The organism is Thermus caliditerrae (assembly GCF_021462525.1).
Classification (GTDB): Bacteria; Deinococcota; Deinococci; order Deinococcales; family Thermaceae; genus Thermus; species Thermus caliditerrae.
In genome coordinates this window covers 38,082-52,715 of the sequence record NZ_JAKEDT010000003.1, presented here as the reverse complement: position 1 = coordinate 52,715, position 14,634 = coordinate 38,082, and the positions used below count along the sequence as shown (strand labels likewise).

Below are 14,634 nucleotides of genomic sequence, written 5' to 3'. Positions count from 1 at the left end.
TTGCTAGCGGCTTCTGGGGTCCAGGGCGTCCCGCAGGCCATCCCCCAGGAGGTTGAAGGCCAGCACCGTGAGCATGATGAAAAGCCCGGGAAAGATCATGGTCCAAGGGGCGTTCATGGCGTAGCCGCCCTTGAAGCTGTCGGCGATCATGGCCCCCCACTCCGGGGCGGGGGGCTGGGCGCCAAGGCCCAGGAAGCCCAAGGCGGCGGCCTCGAGGGTCGCCGTGCCGATGGAGAGGGTGGCCTGGACCACCAGGGGGGCCAGGGTGCCGGGGAGGATGTGGCGGAAGAGGATGCGCCCGTTGCTGGCCCCCAGGGCGAAGGCCGCCTGCACGAAGTCCTGTTCCCTTAGGGAGAGGACCATAGAGCGGGCCAGGCGGATGTAGACCGGCACCTGCACGATGCCGATGGCCAGCATGGCGTTTTGCAAGCTCGGTCCCGACACCGCCACGATGGCAATGGCCAGAAGCGTTCCCGGAAAGGCCAAGAGCAGATCGGCCAGCCAGCCGATGAAGAGCTCCGTCTTTCCCCGGTAAAACCCGGCGAGGAGGCCCAGAAGGGTGCCCAGGAAGAGGCCGACGCTCACTGAGATCACGCCCACCTGCAAGGAGATGCGGCTTCCATGGAGCACCCGGGTGAAGATGTCCCGCCCCAGATGGTCGGTGCCGAAGGGGTGTTCCAGGGTGGGGGGCTTGAGCCGGTTCAGGTAGTCCCGGTCCGTGGCGGGGTCGTAGGGCTTCAGGATAGGGATAAAGAGCGCCAGGAGTACCAGGAAAAGGGCGAAGAGAAGCCCCACCTTGCCGGAAGGGGACTTCCAAAAGCGCTTTAAGGCTTGACGGGTAGGGGTTTCCATGGGTTCACCGGTACTGGATGCGGGGGTCCAAAAGGGCGTAAGAGAGGTCCACTAGGAGGTTGACCAGGACGAAAGCCGTAGCCACCACCAGCACCCCGGCCTGTACCACGGGGTAATCGCGGTTCAGGATGCCCTCGTAGATGTAGGAGCCGATGCCGGGCCAGGAAAAAATGGTTTCGGTGAGGATGGCCCCGCCCAGGAGGGTACCAAACTGGAGCCCCACGATGGTCACCACGGGGAGGAGGGCGTTTTTGAGGGCGTGCTTCAGGATGACCTGCCTCTCACCCAGGCCCTTGGCCCGGGCGGTGCGCACGTAGTCCTGGGAGAGCACCTCCAACATGGCGCTCCGGGTGATGCGGGTGAGGATGGCCAGGGGGATGGTGCCCAGGGTAAGGGCGGGGAGGAGGAGGTGCCGGAGGGCGTCCCCGAGCACCTGGGGTTTTAGGGAGAGGAGCCCATCCAGGACCAAGAAGCCGGTGATGGGGCGGAAGTCGATGGCCAGGTCCGTGGAGAGCCGTCCTCCCGTGGGGAGCCAGTGGAGGTTCACCGCGAAGAGGTAAACGAAGAGTAGGCCCAGCCAGAAGACGGGCATGGAAACGCCCACCAGGGAGAGGCTCATGGAGAGGGTGTCCAGGAGGCTGTTTTTGCGCACCGCCGCCAGGATGCCTATGGGGATGCCCAGGACCACGGCCACCAAGATGGCGGCCAGGGCCAGCTCAAAGGTGGCGGGCCAGCGCCTTTTTAACTCCTCGGCCACGGGAATGGTGGACACGGCGCTGGTGCCCAGGTCCCCGGTGAGGATGTTCTTGACAAAGGTGAGGTACTGAACGTATAAGGGCTTGTTGAGCCCGAGCTTTTCCCGGAGGGCGGCGAGCTGCTCCGGGGTGCCCCGCTCCCCCAGAATGGCCTGGGCGGGGTCGCCGGGGATGAGCTTCAGGAACAGAAAGACCAAAAGGGTGATCCCGAAGAGGACGGGGACCAGGCCCAGCAGGCGTCGAAGAACATAGCTCCACATTTGTCCGCCTCAAAAAGCCCGGACCCCCCGAAGGGGGCCCGGGGCGGAAAGGGTTAGCGCTTCTCTACGGCCTCAAAGGACTCGGAGCCCAAGGGGCTCGGTACCCAGCCGTAGACGTTTTGCCGCTTGGCCAAAAGGGGCTGGGAGTGTACGATGGGCACCCGCAGGGCCAGGCTGAAGGTGAGCTCGTCCGCCTGCTGGTAGAGGCGCTTGCGCTCCTCCAGGTTGGGGGTGGTGGCGGCCTTGGTGAGGATATCCCCCAGCTCCTTTACGCAGAGGGGTTTCCCCGTGCCGTCAAACAGGTCGGCGATGGGGCAGGCGAAGTGGGGGTCGAAGAAGTTCTGGGGATCGCCGTAGTCCCCGGTCCAGCCCAGCATGTAGGCCTGGAACCCGGGGGCCTTCTTGCGGTCCGCCAGGTAGCTGGCCCAGTCCTTGGTCTGGAGCTTCACCCGGATGCCGATGGCGGAAAGGTCGGCAGCCATGGCCTCGGCGATCTCCTTGGGGGTGGGGAAGTAGGGGCGGGAGACGGGCATGTACCAGAGCTCGAGGTCAAAGCCGTTGGGATAGCCGGCCTCGGCCAGGAGGGCCTTGGCCTTCTGGGGGTTGAACTCGTAGTCCGTGACCTTGGGGGACTGGAAGGCCTTCATGGAGGGCGGGGTGAAGTGGCCGTCGGTGACGCCCAGCTTGCCCCAGAAGGCTTGGACGATGGCCTTCTTGTTGATGGCCATGGCGATGGCCTGCCGCACCTTGGGGTCGGAGAGGGGTTTGTAGGCGGGGTTCAGGGCCAGGTAGCCTACGTTGAAGGAGGGGCGGAAGACCGCGGCCAGGTTCTTGTCGGCCTCGAGGTCCTTCAGGTTGGCGGGCGGGATGTCGGTGGTGAAGTCGATGGTTCCCGCCTTAAGGGCCGCCAGGCGCGCGGCGGGGTCCTTGATGACCCGGAAGACCACCCGGTCCATCTTGGGGAAGCCCTTTTTCCAGTAGGTGGGGTTTTTCTCCAAAACCACCTGCTCCCCGGGCCGCCACTCCACCAGGCGGAAGGGGCCGGTGCCCACGGCGCTGCCGGTGGGGGAGCCGTACTTGGCCCCGTCCTTCTTGATGGCCGCGGGGCTGGCGATGCCGAAGTAGCCGGAGCCGATGGCGGCGGGGAAGGCGGGGAAGGGTTGGGTGAGGACGAAGCGGATGGTGTACTTGTCCACCACCTGGATTTCCTTGAGGATGGAGCCAGGGTCGCCCTTGAAGCCGCCGAAGAGCTCGGGCCAGATCTCGTAGCGGGCGGCGGCGTCAATGCGGGTAGGGTTCTTGGGGTCCCACCAGCGCTCCACGTTGAACTTCACCGCCTCCGCGTCCAGCTCGGTGCCGTCCTGGAACTTCACCCCTTGACGCAGGCGGAAGGTCCAGACCTTGCCGTCTTGGGAGCTGAACCAGCTGGTGGCCAGACCGGCGGTCACCTCGGTGGAGCCCGGCTTGAAGTCCACCAGGGTGTCGTAAATCTGCCGCTGCACGTAGATGGAGATGCCGTCGGTGATGTTGCCCGACTCGAGGCTCACCGGCTCCCCGTTGGACCCGAAGACCAGGGTCTTTTGGGCCAACCCGAGGCCCAGGGCTACCAGAAAACCAAGTAAGAGTTTTCTCTTCATAGCGCTCCTTTCCGGGGTTGTTCCCCTTGTCGTGCCGGACCAAGTATAAAGCGCTCCCATGGGGGAGCGCAAGCTTGGGTATAGGGTATAAGGCTGGGTAGGCGGTCTAACCTTCCCCCAGGTAGGCCTTCTGCACCTCGGGGTTTTGCGCCAGCTCTTGGGCAGGACCCGAGAGGGTGATCTCCCCCGTGGCCAACACGTACCCGCGGTGGGCGATCTGCAGGGCCAGGCGGGCGTTTTGTTCCACCAGAAGGATGGTGCGCCCCTCCCGGTTGAGCTTCTGGATGATCTCAAAAATGAAGTCCACCAGGACCGGGGCCAGGCCCATGGAGGGTTCGTCCATGAGGAGGATCTTGGGGTTTTGCATGAGGGCCCGGCCGATGGCCAGCATCTGCTGCTCGCCCCCCGAGAGGGTCCCCCCCTTCTGCGCCCGGCGCTCGTAAAGCCTTGGGAAGAGGCTGAAGACCTCCTCCTTGCGCTGTTGCACCACCTTGCGGTCGTTTTCCAGGTAGGCCCCGATCTCCAGGTTTTCCTCCACGGTGAGGCGGGGGAAGATCTTCCGCCCCTCGGGCACGTGGCCTACCCCCAGGGCCACGATCTGGTGGGCGGGGAGGCGGTGGATGGGTTTGCCCTGGAAGAGCACCTCCCCCTGCCTAGGCCGCACCAGCCCGCTGATGGTGCGCAGGGTGGTGGACTTCCCCGCCCCGTTGGAACCGATCAGGGTCACGATCTCCCCCTCGCCCACGCTCAGGGAAACGCCCTTCAGGGCGTGGATGTGGCCGTAGTAGGTGTGGACGTTCTTCAGCTCCAGGAGGCTCATGCCCCACCCCCTGCGGCCCCCTTGCCCAGGTAGGCCTCGATGACCCTGGGGTTGGTACGCACCTCTTCCGGGGTCCCCTCGGCGATCTTGGAGCCGTACTCCAGCACGGCGATGCGGTGGGAGATGCGCATCACCAGGCGCATGTCGTGCTCGATGAGGACGATGGTCACCCCGAGCTCTTCCCGCAGCTTTTGGATGAAGGCCTGCAGCTCCTCGGTTTCCTTGGGGTTCATGCCCGCGGCGGGCTCGTCCAGGAGGAGGAGCCTGGGTTTCAGGGCCAGGGCCCGGGCGATCTCCAACTTGCGCTGCTCCCCGTAGGGCAGGTTTTTGGCCAGCTCGTCCTTGCGGTGAAGAAGGCCCACGTACTCCAGAAGCCTCTTGGCCTCTTCCTCCGCCCTCTTCTCCTCCCGCCGGGCCAGGGGAGTGCGGAAGACCGCGTGGAAGTAGGGGACGCGAATATGGATGTGCATGCCCACCAGAAGATTTTCCAGAACGGTCATGGCCCCGAAGAGGCGGATGTTCTGGAAGGTGCGCCCCACCCCCTCCTTGGCCACGCGGTCTGGGGGGAAACCGGTGATGTCCTTGCCGAAGAGGAGGATTCTCCCCTCGTCGGGAGCGTAGATGCCCGTGAGGAGGTTGAAGAAGGTGGTCTTGCCTGCCCCGTTGGGACCGATGACGGAGAAGATTTCCCCCTGGTTCACGGTAAGGCTCACGTCGTTCACCGCCACGAGCCCCCCGAAGCGCTTGGTGGCGTGGGTGACCTCGAGGGCCTTCATGCTCCCTCCTCCATCTCCGCCCGGTGGCGCTTTTCGGGGATGAGGCCTTCGGGGCGGAAGATCATCATCAAGACCAGGATCAGGCCGAAGACCAGGCGCTCGTACTTGGCGGGGTCCACCTGGCTAGGAATCTGGGGCAGGCTGGTGCGCACGAACTCGCTGAAGGTCTTGAGGATGTCCAGGTTGAGGATGGTAAGGGCCGCGGCCCCCAGGATGGCCCCGGGGATGGAGCCCATGCCGCCCAGGATCACCATGCCCAGGATGGTGATGGAGGCCAGGAGGGTGAAGGACTCGGGCGAGACGAAGGTGCGCTGGGCGGCGAAGATGACCCCCATCACCCCGGAGAAGGCGGCCCCGGTCATGAAGGCCAGGAGCTTGGTGGGCAGGAGGGGGATGCCCATGGAGCGGGCGGCGATCTCGTCCTCCCGGATGGCCACCCAGGCCCGGCCGAAGCGGGAGTTGGCCAGGTTTAGGTTGACCAGCACCACTAGGCCGATCATCACCAGCACCAGGAAGTAGAAGAAGAGCTGGTAGTCCGTGGTCTGGTCCAGGCGCACCCCAATGGCCGCCATAAGTTCCCGGAACCAATCGATAGGGGGGCGTTGCACAGGGGTGATGCCCTGAGGGCCGTTGGTGAAGTTGACGGGGTGGTCCAGGTTGTTGGCCAGGATGCGCACCACCTCCCCCAGACCCAGGGTGACGATGGCCAGGTAGTCCCCCCGGAGGCGCAGCGCGGGCAGGCCGATGAGGAGGCCGGTGAGGGCGGTGGTGACGATGGCGATCCCCATGAAGAGGTACATGTACTCGCCGGGCAAGGGGAAGTTCCCCTGCATGAAGTTCTTGGCCTGCTCGGAGCCGAAGATGGCCCAGGTGTAGGCTCCGACGGCGAAGAAGGCGGCGTAGCCCAGGTCCAGAAGGCCCGCCATCCCCACCACCACGTTGAGGCCCAGGGCCATGGCCGCGTAGATGCCGATCTGGATGCCCAGCTCAAAGACGAAGGTGTTGGCAAAGCCCGCCAAAGGTACGGAGAGGAGGAGGATGGCTAGGCCCAGGAGGGCCCGCACCCAGGTGGGGATCCGGGGCAAGGTGGTGAGGGCCACCAGGATGCCCACCAGGCCGATGAGGCCCAAGGTGTTCCCTGAGCGCATGAGGCCCAGGGTGAAGGCCAGGGTGAGGAGGGCCAGGTTTAGGGTGCGCCCCTGGGGGGAGAGGCGGACAAAGGTGGCCACCGCCAGGGCCCCCAGGCCGAAGAGGTTGGCAAGGGCCCCTGGCGCCAGGAAGGCCAGGGCCAGGAAGGCCAGGCTGAGGAGGAGGGATAGGGCGCTCATACCTTCTCCTTGACCACCTGCCCCAGGAGGCCTTGCGGCCTGAGGAGCAGGATGAGGATGAGGATCAAGAAGGCCACCACGTCCTTGTACTCGGTGCCGAAGTTCCCGTTGGTCAGGATGGGCAGGTAGGTGCCGAAGAAGTTTTCCAGCTGGCCCAGCACCAGCCCACCCACCATGGCCCCGGGGATGTTGCCGATGCCCCCCAAGACGGCGGCGGTGAAGGCCTTGAGGCCGGGCAGGAAGCCCACGTACGGGGTGATGGTGGTGTACTGCAGGGCAAAAAGCACTCCTGCCACCCCGCCCAGGGAACCCCCGATGAGGAAGGTGCGGGAGATGATGCGGTCCGGGTCAATGCCCATGAGGCTGGCGGTGGAGAGGTCCTGGGCCACGGCGCGGATGGCCACCCCCAGCTTGGTGCGGTTCACCAGATAGGTGAGGCCCACCAGCATGAGGATGGAAACGCCCATGAGGATGAAGGACTTGTTCTGGGCGAAGATGGCCCCCTCGAAGAGCTCCACCGAGCCCTCGAGGTCCTCCACGGTGCGCATGCGCAGGAAGAACTCGTTGTGCCAGAGGCCCTCGATGAGGCGGACCAGGTCCTGGAGGATGAAGGAAACCCCGATGGCGGTGATGAGGGGAACCAGCCGGTTGGTGGTGCCCCGTTTGCGCAAGGGGCGGTAGGCAAAGCGCTCCACCAGGATAGCGGTGATCCCCGCCACCGCCCCACCCAGGACCAGGGCGAGAAGAAGAAGGAGGAGGCCATTCTCCACCTGAGGGGCCAGGTAGCGGAAGACCTCCACCCCCACCACCGCCCCGATCATGAAGATCTCGGAGTGGGCGAAGTTGATGAGCTCTAAGACGCCGTAGACCATGGTGTACCCCAGGGCCACCATGGCGTAGACGAAGCCCAGGATGAGCCCGTCAAAGATCACCTGGGGCAACAGGGTTAGGATCTGCTCCAGCAAGCTACCTCCTTTCTCCGAACCAAGGGGGTGGCCTTGGGGCCACCCCCTTTAGAGTATCCCTGGCGCTACTTGGCGCCTGGGGCCGCCATCTCGATGACGCGGATCAGCTTGTTGTCGGCCCAGTTGCCGGTGGAGGCCACCTGCATGACGAAGTACTTGGCCTTCTTGTTGTCGCCCTTGTCGTCAAACTCGATGGTGCCGGTGAGCCCCTCCATCTTGACCTGGCGCACCGCCTGGGCCACCTGCTCCCGGGTGGGCTTCTTGTTGCCCGCGGCCTTGATGGCGTTCTCCAGGGCGGTAAGGATCACGTTGGCGGCGTCGTAGGCGTAGATGCCGAAGCCCTCCATGTCCTTGCCGTACTTCTGTTTGAAGCGCTGGGCCACGGCCCTGGCCTTGGGGAAGGCGGAAACGGGGCCAGCCACCGTGGTGTAGAAGGTGCCGGCGGCGTTTTCCTTGCCTGCCAGGCGCACGAACTCGCTGGCGTCCAGACCGTCGCCGCCCATGAGCCGGGTCTTGAGGCCGCGCTCGCGGAGCTGCTTCACGAAGGGGCCGATCTGGCTGTAGATGCCGCCGAAGTAGATGAGCTCAGGCGTGGGCCGGGCGCCGCGGATCTGGTTGATGATGGGCACGAAGTTGGAGGTTTCCTCCGTGCCCACGAAGGCCACCGCCTTGCCCCCCAGGGCCTCGAGGCGCTTCTTGAACTCCTCTGCCAGGCCCTGGCCGTAGGCGGTCTTGTCGTGGATGATGAAGACGTTTTTCACCTTCAGGTTGTTGAAGGCGTACTCGGCGCCCACGGGCCCCTGTACGTCGTCCCGCCCGCAGATGCGGTTCACGTTGGGGAGCCTACGGTCGGTGACCCGGGGGTTGGTGTTGGCGGGGGAGACCATGGCCAGGTTCACCCGGGCGTAGACCTCGCTGGAGGGGATGGCCACGCCGGAGTTCAGGTGGCCCACCACGCCCAGGATGTCGGGGTCGTTGATGATGCGGTTGGCGTTGGCCACGCCCACGTCGGGGTTGGCCTGGTCATCGTAGGGCACCAGGACCAGGTCAAAGCCCAGGGCCTTGAACTTGGCCTTGGCCTCCTCCACCGCCAGCTCTGCCCCCAACTTAATCTGCTCGCCCAGGGCGGCCTGGGGGCCGGAGAGGGGGGACTGGGTGGCGATCTTGATGACGTTGGCCTGGCCCAGGGCCATACCCAGGGCGGCTACACCTGCTACCAGGATGCCGATTTTCCTCATATGCACCTCCTTAAGGCACGCGTTCGCGTTGCGGCCCCATTCTAAGGGGGGGGTAGCGGGCCTTGTCAATGCCCCCGTGAAAGTTTATGCCTGACCTGTGGGTCAGGCCCCCCTACCCTGCGGCAGGGGGGCGAATACCCCTACTCAGTATGTGGCCAGGTACTGGTCCAGCTCCCACTGGTGGACCGTGACCCGGTAGTCGTCCCACTCCATCTGCTTGGCCTGGAGGAAGTGGGTGTAGACGTGCTCTCCCAGGGCCTCGCGGATCACCGGGTCCTTCTTGAGGGCCTCGAGGGCCTCCCTAAGGGTGCCGGGAAGCTCGCGGATCTTATGCTTGCGGCGGTCCCGCACGCTCATCTGGTAGATGTTCCGCTGGATGGGGGGCGGGGGCAGGAGCTTGCGTTCGATGCCGTCCATGGCCGCCGCCGCCATCACCGCCAGGGCCAGGTAGGGGTTGGAGGAAGGGTCGGGCATCCTAAGCTCCGCCCGGGTGCCCACCCCCCGGCGGGCGGGGATGCGGATCATGGCCGAGCGGTTGGCTGCCGACCAGGCGATGTTGGTGGGGGCTTCGTACCCAGGGGTGAGGCGCTTGTAGGAGTTCACCAGGGGGTTGGTGATGGCCACCATGCCCTCCGCGTGCTCCAGAAGGCCAGCGATGAAGTGGAGGGCGGTTTTGGAAAGCTGGTACTCGGCCTCGGGGTCATAGAAGGCGTTCTGGCCGTCCTTGAAGAGGGAGAGGTGGGTGTGCATGCCGCTGCCGTTGATGCCGCGGATGGGCTTGGGCAGGAAGGTGGCGTGGAGGCCGTGGTTCAGGGCCACCTTCTTCACCACCCACTTGAAGGTGGCGATGTTGTCCGCGGTGGTGAGGGCCTCGGCGTACTTGAAGTCGATCTCGTGCTGGCCCGGGGCCACCTCGTGGTGGGCAGCCTCGATCTCAAAGCCCATGGCCACCAAGACGTTGACCATGTCCCGACGGGCCTCCTCCCCTTTATCAATGGGGGCCAGGTCGAAGTAGCCCGCCCGGTCGTGGGTTTCCACGGTGGGCAAACCATCAGGCGTGCGCAGGAAGAGGAAAAATTCCGGCTCAGGGCCCGCATACATGTTGTCAAAGCCAAGCTTCTGCAGGCGCTCCACCTGGCGCTTCAGCACGTACCGGGGGTCCCCCTCGAAGGGGCGGCCGTCGGGGTAGGTCACGTCGCAGATCAGCCGGGCCACCCGGCCCCGCCCGGGGTCTTCCAGGGCCTCGGGGAGGATGACGAAGGTGTTGTAGTCCGGCTTGAGGAGCATGTCCGACTCCTCGATGCGGGTGAAGCCCTCGATGGAGGAGCCGTCGAACATAATCTCCCCGTCCAGGGCCTTCTCGAATTGGGACTCCGGCACCTCCACGTTCTTCACCACGCCCAGGATGTCGGTGATCTGCAGGCGCAGGAACTTGACCTTTTCCTCCTGTAGCGCTTTGAGGATCTCTGCCTTGGTGTACCCCATCTTTTGCCTCCTGTGTGAACCCGGCCTGGGTTTTCCCAACTTTTCCCCGGCGGGTTGCGCAAAGTGTACGGCAAAAGTATGCATGCTGTCAACCCTAAAGCGAACGTCTGTTCACATCAGCCCCTGCGGCGGCCGGAGCAGGCCTTGACCGTCCCTTGACCGGGCGTGGGATAGACTTAGCCTTGGTGGTCTTTATGGTGAAACGGCGCGCGTTATTGAAGACCGGCGTGGCCCTAGGAGCCATGGGTCTGGGCCTAGGAGGGCGGGCCCAGGGGGCTTTCACCCTCACCCTGGTGCACACCAACGATACCCACGCTCACTTGGAGCCGGTAGAGCTGACCCTTTCGGGTCAGAAGGTGAAGGTGGGGGGCGTGGCCCAGCGCATCGCCTTCTTTGACCGCCTCCGGGCAGGCCGCAAGAACCTCCTCTTCTTGGATGCGGGGGACGTCTTCCAGGGCACCCTCTACTTCAACCAGTACCGGGGCTTGGCCGACCGCTACTTCATGCACCGGGCCCTGTACCGGGTAATGGCCCTGGGCAACCACGAGTTTGACCTGGGGCCTGGGCCCTTGGCGGAGTTTTTGAAGGGAGCCCGGTTCAAGGTGGTTGCCGCCAACGTGGGGGTGGAGCGGGAGCCTAAGCTGAAGGGGCTCTTTGCCCCTTACGCCATCGTGGCGGTGGGCGGGGAGAAGGTGGGGGTGATCGGCCTCACCACCCCCGACACCCGGGAGATCGCCAACCCCGGGCCCACCGTGGACTTCCTGGACCCCTACGAGAGCGCTCAGAAGGCGGTCTACGAGCTCCTGCGGAAGGGGGTGAACAAGATCATCGTCCTCTCCCACCTGGGCTACGCCGAGGACCTGAAGCTGGCCCGGAGGCTGGTGGGGGCCCAGGTGATCGTGGGCGGCCACTCCCACACCCTTTTGGGGAGCTTCCCCCACAAGGAGCTGGCCCCGGCGGGCCCCTACCCCACGGTGGTCAAAAACCCCGAGGGCAAGGATGTCCTGGTGGTGCAGGCCTGGGAGTGGGGGAAGGTGGTGGGCCTCTTGGAGGTCACCTTCAACGAGAAGGGAGAGCTTCTGGCCTACAAGGGTGAGCCCGTCTTCATGACCCCCGAGGTCTCCCCCGAGGACTTCTTCGCCAAGGAGGCCCTCCTGGCCTACGCCCAGCCGGTGATGGCCCTTATGAGCCAGGTGATCGCCGAGGCCAAGGTGGACCTGGTGGGCGAAAGGGCCATCGTGCGCAAGCGGGAGAGCAACCTGGGCAACCTCATCGCCGACGGCATGTTGTGGAAGACCAAAAACGCCGGGGTGCAGATCGCCCTGCAAAACGGCGGCGGCATCCGGGCTTCCATCCCCAAGGGGCCCATCACCGTGGGCAAGGTCTACGAGGTCCTGCCCTTCGGCAACACCCTGGTGGTCATGGACCTGAAGGGCAAGGAGATCAAGGCGGCTCTGGAGAACGGGGTGTCCCAGTGGGAGCAGGCGGCGGGCCGCTTCCTGCAGGTTTCCGGCCTGCGCTACGCCTTTGACCTGGCCCGCCCCGCCGGGGACCGGGTGGTGCGGGTGGAGGTGAAGACGGAGAAGGGCTACCAGCCCCTGGACCTCGAGGCCACCTACCGGGTGGTGGTGAACAACTTCATCGCCGCCGGGGGGGACGGCTTCACCGTCTTGAAGGAGGCCCAGGGCTACCGGGTGGACACGGGCTTTTCCGACGCCGAGAGCTTCATGGACTACCTCAAGGAGCTCAAGGCGGTGGAGGCGGGCCTCGAGGGGCGGATAGAGATCCTCAACGAACCCAAAGGGGAAAAACCCGCCTACTGGGCCTACCGGGTTCCCGAGCGGGTGGGGGTTTAGGCCAGAGGCAAAGGCCCCGGGGACCGGTCCCCGGGGTCCTTCTTCCTTCTGGTGGAAAGACTATTCGGCGGTGGCCAGGATGCGCACCGGGTCCCCCACCCGCACCAGACCGCCTTCCAGCACCCGGGCGTAAAGCCCCCGGCCCCCGTAGAGGAGCTTGGGAAGCTTCAGGTCAAACTGGGAAAGGCTGGAGCAGACCGTGCACACGTAGGAGAACTCCAAAAGGGCTTCCCCTATCCTTAGGCGGGTACCTGGGGGTAGGGCATGGGGGTCAAGGTCCAGGAGGAGGTTTTCCCCCAAGGCTCCCAAGGGCAGTTCTATACCCGCCTCCTTGGCCTTGTCGTAGGCAGGGAGGCCCGCTACCAGGACAGCCCGGTCGGGGTCCTTGCCCGCATGCCGGTCCCCCTTGGCCCCGAAGCCGGCCACCAGTTCCAAAACCTTCACCTGGGGCTTGGGAAGACCGGAGCCCAGCCCCAGGTGGAGGGAAACGACCTTCCCCCTCATGGCAGCTTGAGACCTTGCCGAAGCTTCAGAACCTCCTCTGGGGCGAGGGCCTTGGCCCGGGCCGCCTTCACCTCCTCGGGGGTGTAGGGTTTAAAGCCTTCCGGGGCTCCCCACGCCACCAGATGGTTCAGGACCAGGGCCAGCTCGTCATCGGAAAGCCAGGCGAAGCCCGGCATGATGCCCGTGTAGTTCTGGCCCATAATCTGCACCTCCCCTTGCACGCCGTAAAGCACCGCCAGGAGGAGGTATGCCCGGCCGCCTTCCGCCTTGAGGAGGTTCTCCACGTGTCCTTTGAGGGGTGGGAAGGCGGGCGGGTTGCCTTCGCCCTGGGGTCCGTGGCACCCCTGGCAGTTGGCGTAGACCTGGGCGCCGGTCTTCGGGGCAGCGGCCTGGGCTGGCGGCGGGGCGGGTGGCGGTTCGGTGCCCAGGTAGGTGGCCAGGTAGTCCAGGATGGTGGCCCGTTCCTCTGGGGTCACCTGCAGGCCCCGTATGACCATCTCGTTGATGATGGCGTCCCAGCGTTCCCGCGAAAGCCGCTCGCGGGCCACGAAGCCGATGTCGTGGCAAGCCTGGCACTTGGCCAGCACCACCTCTTGGCCGGGGCCCTCGGGGAGGGTGAACTGGCTCAGGGCCAGGTATCCCCCCAAGCTAGCCGCGGCAATAGTCAGTATCCAGAGAGGCTTTCTCATGCTTTGAGTTTAAACCCCACCCCTGTAAGGTTTTGGGTTTCCGCCACACGTATGCCCCCGGAGGACCTCCGGGGGCTTCCTCAAGCCTTAGGCCACGGTGAACTTTACCCGCATCACCCCGCTGTACTCGTAGCCCCGCTCGTTCCAGGCGATGTTGCCGTCCAGGGGCTGGCTGCGGCCTGCGGCGTCCCAAGCCCGAGCCATGATCTCGTGCTCCCCGGAGCGGAGGTAGACCGTGGTCCGCCAGCGGATCCAGCCGAAGCTTTTCTCCTGGCGTTCCAGCTGAGCCTGGTGCCAGGTGCGGCCGCCGTTGGTGGAAACCTCCACGCTCACGATGGGGACGATGCCGTCGTTGAAGGCGACCCCCTCCACGCGGACATAGGGACCCTCCACCGTCTGGCCCTCGAGGGGGGCAAAGATGAAGCTGTTGAGGGTGACCAGCCAGTTGGGGCGGGAGTTCTGCAGGTTGTAGGGGTAGGTTTTCCCAGGCTCTTGCGGCAGGAAGGGGATGGCGGCGTTGGGAATGGTGGGTACCCGGTAGCGGGGAACCTGTTCGGTGGTGGTGTTTTCTCCCTCGGTGAACTCGATCTTCTCTACCCACTTCACGTTGTTGACCCCAAAGTAGCCGGGGAAGACCAGGCGCACGGGCCCCCCGTGCACCGCTGGCAGGGGCTCCCCGTTCATGGAGAGGGCCAAGAGGGCGTTCTCCAAGGCGTGGATGGGCACCGAGCGCACGAACTCGGGGGCGTTGCCCTGGCGGCTGGCGTGGGCGGTGATGTAGAAAGCCTTTTCTCCCAGCTTGACCCCTTTGGCAGCTAGGAGGTCCTTCAGGCGGACACCCCGGAAGGTGACGTTGCCCATCCCACCCCGCTTCCAGGGGTTACCTGAGGGGCGGGGGTTATAGAGGGTGCGCCCGTTGCCCGAGCACTGGAGGACCATGGTGACCTCGTGCTGGGGCAGGGAGAGGAGCTCCTTGGCCTCAAAGGTGAAGGGTTTGTCCACCAGGCCGCTTACCTCCACCTTCCACCCCTCCAGGTTGGCCCCTTCCACGGTGTTGTAGCCGGGGAGGTCTACGTTGTTGCGGATATAGAGGATTTCCTTGGGCGTGCGCTCGGGGTTGCTTGCCAAGAGGTCATAGGGGGTTTCCATCACCACGGGGCGCTGGGAAAGGACGATCATCTTGGGGTTTTTGCCCTTCACCAACTGGTCGGCGGTGGGGGTTTGTTGGGCCAAGCCCCGTCCGCCTGCGGCCAGAAGTGCCGCCCCCATACCCATGAGCTTCAGCGTGGTGCGCCGGTTCAACTTCTCCATCCTGACCCTCCTTGTTGGTGCGTTTTTGGACATTTGTCCCTATACCGATTGGGCCTCATGTTAAGCGCTGCACCTTACCCGTGTCAAGTTCAGGTACCGTCCCATTGATTGCGATAAATATCAGCGTATTTGGCCGAGCTTATCTGGGGGTATACGAG

General features: G+C 64.9%; 13 protein-coding genes. 1 reads left to right on the top strand and 12 read right to left on the bottom strand.

The features are described from left to right. Positions 1-3 precede the first annotated feature (3 nt). The 9 genes from L1088_RS03100 to L1088_RS03060 all read right to left on the bottom strand — a co-directional run bounded on the left by L1088_RS03100 (position 4) and on the right by L1088_RS03060 (position 10,116). Entirely contained in the window at positions 4-852 is an 849-nt protein-coding gene (locus tag L1088_RS03100; protein WP_234553680.1) for an ABC transporter permease, read from the bottom strand. Between the two features lie 4 nt (positions 853-856). Continuing rightward, positions 857-1,867 (bottom strand): ABC transporter permease, encoded by a 1,011-nt coding sequence (locus tag L1088_RS03095; RefSeq protein WP_234553679.1) that lies wholly within the window; start codon positions 1,865-1,867, stop codon positions 857-859. 53 nt (positions 1,868-1,920) lie between these two features. Next, the gene (locus L1088_RS03090) at positions 1,921-3,504 is read right to left on the bottom strand and encodes an ABC transporter substrate-binding protein (protein ID WP_234553678.1); all 1,584 of its coding nucleotides are present in this window, start codon (positions 3,502-3,504) and stop codon (positions 1,921-1,923) included. Positions 3,505-3,610: 106 nt separating this feature from the next. Then, complete coding sequence (locus L1088_RS03085) at positions 3,611-4,324, bottom strand: ABC transporter ATP-binding protein (RefSeq protein ID WP_234553677.1); 714 nt, start codon at positions 4,322-4,324, stop codon at positions 3,611-3,613. Further along, positions 4,321-5,100, bottom strand: a complete 780-nt coding sequence (locus L1088_RS03080; RefSeq protein WP_234553676.1) for an ABC transporter ATP-binding protein — start codon at positions 5,098-5,100, stop codon at positions 4,321-4,323. Before L1088_RS03080 ends, L1088_RS03085 begins: the two co-directional genes overlap by 4 nt. Continuing rightward, a complete protein-coding gene (locus tag L1088_RS03075; RefSeq protein ID WP_234553675.1) occupies positions 5,097-6,428 on the bottom strand; it encodes a branched-chain amino acid ABC transporter permease in 1,332 nt (443 codons plus the stop codon). Before L1088_RS03075 ends, L1088_RS03080 begins: the two co-directional genes overlap by 4 nt. Continuing rightward, positions 6,425-7,393, bottom strand: coding sequence for a branched-chain amino acid ABC transporter permease (locus tag L1088_RS03070; protein WP_234553674.1), 969 nt, complete (start codon positions 7,391-7,393; stop codon positions 6,425-6,427). The genes L1088_RS03075 and L1088_RS03070 overlap by 4 nt, the downstream gene beginning before the upstream one ends. Positions 7,394-7,458: 65 nt before the next feature. Then, entirely contained in the window at positions 7,459-8,631 is a 1,173-nt protein-coding gene (locus L1088_RS03065; protein WP_234553673.1) for a branched-chain amino acid ABC transporter substrate-binding protein, read from the bottom strand. A gap of 144 nt (positions 8,632-8,775) precedes the next feature. Continuing rightward, positions 8,776-10,116 carry a glutamine synthetase family protein gene (locus L1088_RS03060; protein ID WP_234553672.1) on the bottom strand — a complete coding sequence of 447 codons (1,341 nt, stop codon included), beginning with the start codon at positions 10,114-10,116 and terminating at the stop codon, positions 8,776-8,778. 197 nt (positions 10,117-10,313) lie between these two features. On the opposite strand from L1088_RS03060, the gene L1088_RS03055 reads away from it, so the two are divergent. Further along, positions 10,314-11,972, top strand: coding sequence for a bifunctional metallophosphatase/5'-nucleotidase (locus L1088_RS03055; protein ID WP_234553771.1), 1,659 nt, complete (start codon positions 10,314-10,316; stop codon positions 11,970-11,972). A gap of 60 nt (positions 11,973-12,032) precedes the next feature. Here L1088_RS03055 and L1088_RS03050 read toward each other — a convergent pair whose 3' ends face one another. The 3 genes from L1088_RS03050 to L1088_RS03040 form a co-directional block, all read right to left on the bottom strand. After that, complete coding sequence (locus tag L1088_RS03050; protein ID WP_234553671.1) at positions 12,033-12,476, bottom strand: MOSC domain-containing protein; 444 nt, start codon at positions 12,474-12,476, stop codon at positions 12,033-12,035. Further along, positions 12,473-13,165 carry a c-type cytochrome gene (locus L1088_RS03045; protein ID WP_038040119.1) on the bottom strand — a complete coding sequence of 231 codons (693 nt, stop codon included), beginning with the start codon at positions 13,163-13,165 and terminating at the stop codon, positions 12,473-12,475. Before L1088_RS03045 ends, L1088_RS03050 begins: the two co-directional genes overlap by 4 nt. Before the next feature lie 87 nt (positions 13,166-13,252). Beyond that, positions 13,253-14,476 carry a sulfite oxidase gene (locus tag L1088_RS03040; protein WP_234553670.1) on the bottom strand — a complete coding sequence of 408 codons (1,224 nt, stop codon included), beginning with the start codon at positions 14,474-14,476 and terminating at the stop codon, positions 13,253-13,255. Between the last annotated feature and the right edge of the window lie 158 nt (positions 14,477-14,634).

Excerpts from the sequence above, each read along its gene's own strand:
- L1088_RS03100 (WP_234553680.1), bottom strand. The coding sequence starts at position 852 with ATGGAAACCCCTACCCGTCAAGCCTTAAAGCGCTTTTGGAAGTCCCCT.
- L1088_RS03080 (WP_234553676.1), bottom strand. The coding sequence starts at position 5,100 with ATGAAGGCCCTCGAGGTCACCCACGCCACCAAGCGCTTCGGGGGGCTC.
- L1088_RS03075 (WP_234553675.1), bottom strand. The coding sequence starts at position 6,428 with ATGAGCGCCCTATCCCTCCTCCTCAGCCTGGCCTTCCTGGCCCTGGCC.
- L1088_RS03050 (WP_234553671.1), bottom strand. The coding sequence starts at position 12,476 with ATGAGGGGGAAGGTCGTTTCCCTCCACCTGGGGCTGGGCTCCGGTCTT.
- L1088_RS03090 (WP_234553678.1), bottom strand. The coding sequence starts at position 3,504 with ATGAAGAGAAAACTCTTACTTGGTTTTCTGGTAGCCCTGGGCCTCGGG.
- L1088_RS03045 (WP_038040119.1), bottom strand. The coding sequence starts at position 13,165 with ATGAGAAAGCCTCTCTGGATACTGACTATTGCCGCGGCTAGCTTGGGG.
- L1088_RS03040 (WP_234553670.1), bottom strand. The coding sequence starts at position 14,476 with ATGGAGAAGTTGAACCGGCGCACCACGCTGAAGCTCATGGGTATGGGG.
- L1088_RS03060 (WP_234553672.1), bottom strand. The coding sequence starts at position 10,116 with ATGGGGTACACCAAGGCAGAGATCCTCAAAGCGCTACAGGAGGAAAAG.
- L1088_RS03085 (WP_234553677.1), bottom strand. The coding sequence starts at position 4,324 with ATGAGCCTCCTGGAGCTGAAGAACGTCCACACCTACTACGGCCACATC.
- L1088_RS03095 (WP_234553679.1), bottom strand. The coding sequence starts at position 1,867 with ATGTGGAGCTATGTTCTTCGACGCCTGCTGGGCCTGGTCCCCGTCCTC.
- L1088_RS03065 (WP_234553673.1), bottom strand. The coding sequence starts at position 8,631 with ATGAGGAAAATCGGCATCCTGGTAGCAGGTGTAGCCGCCCTGGGTATG.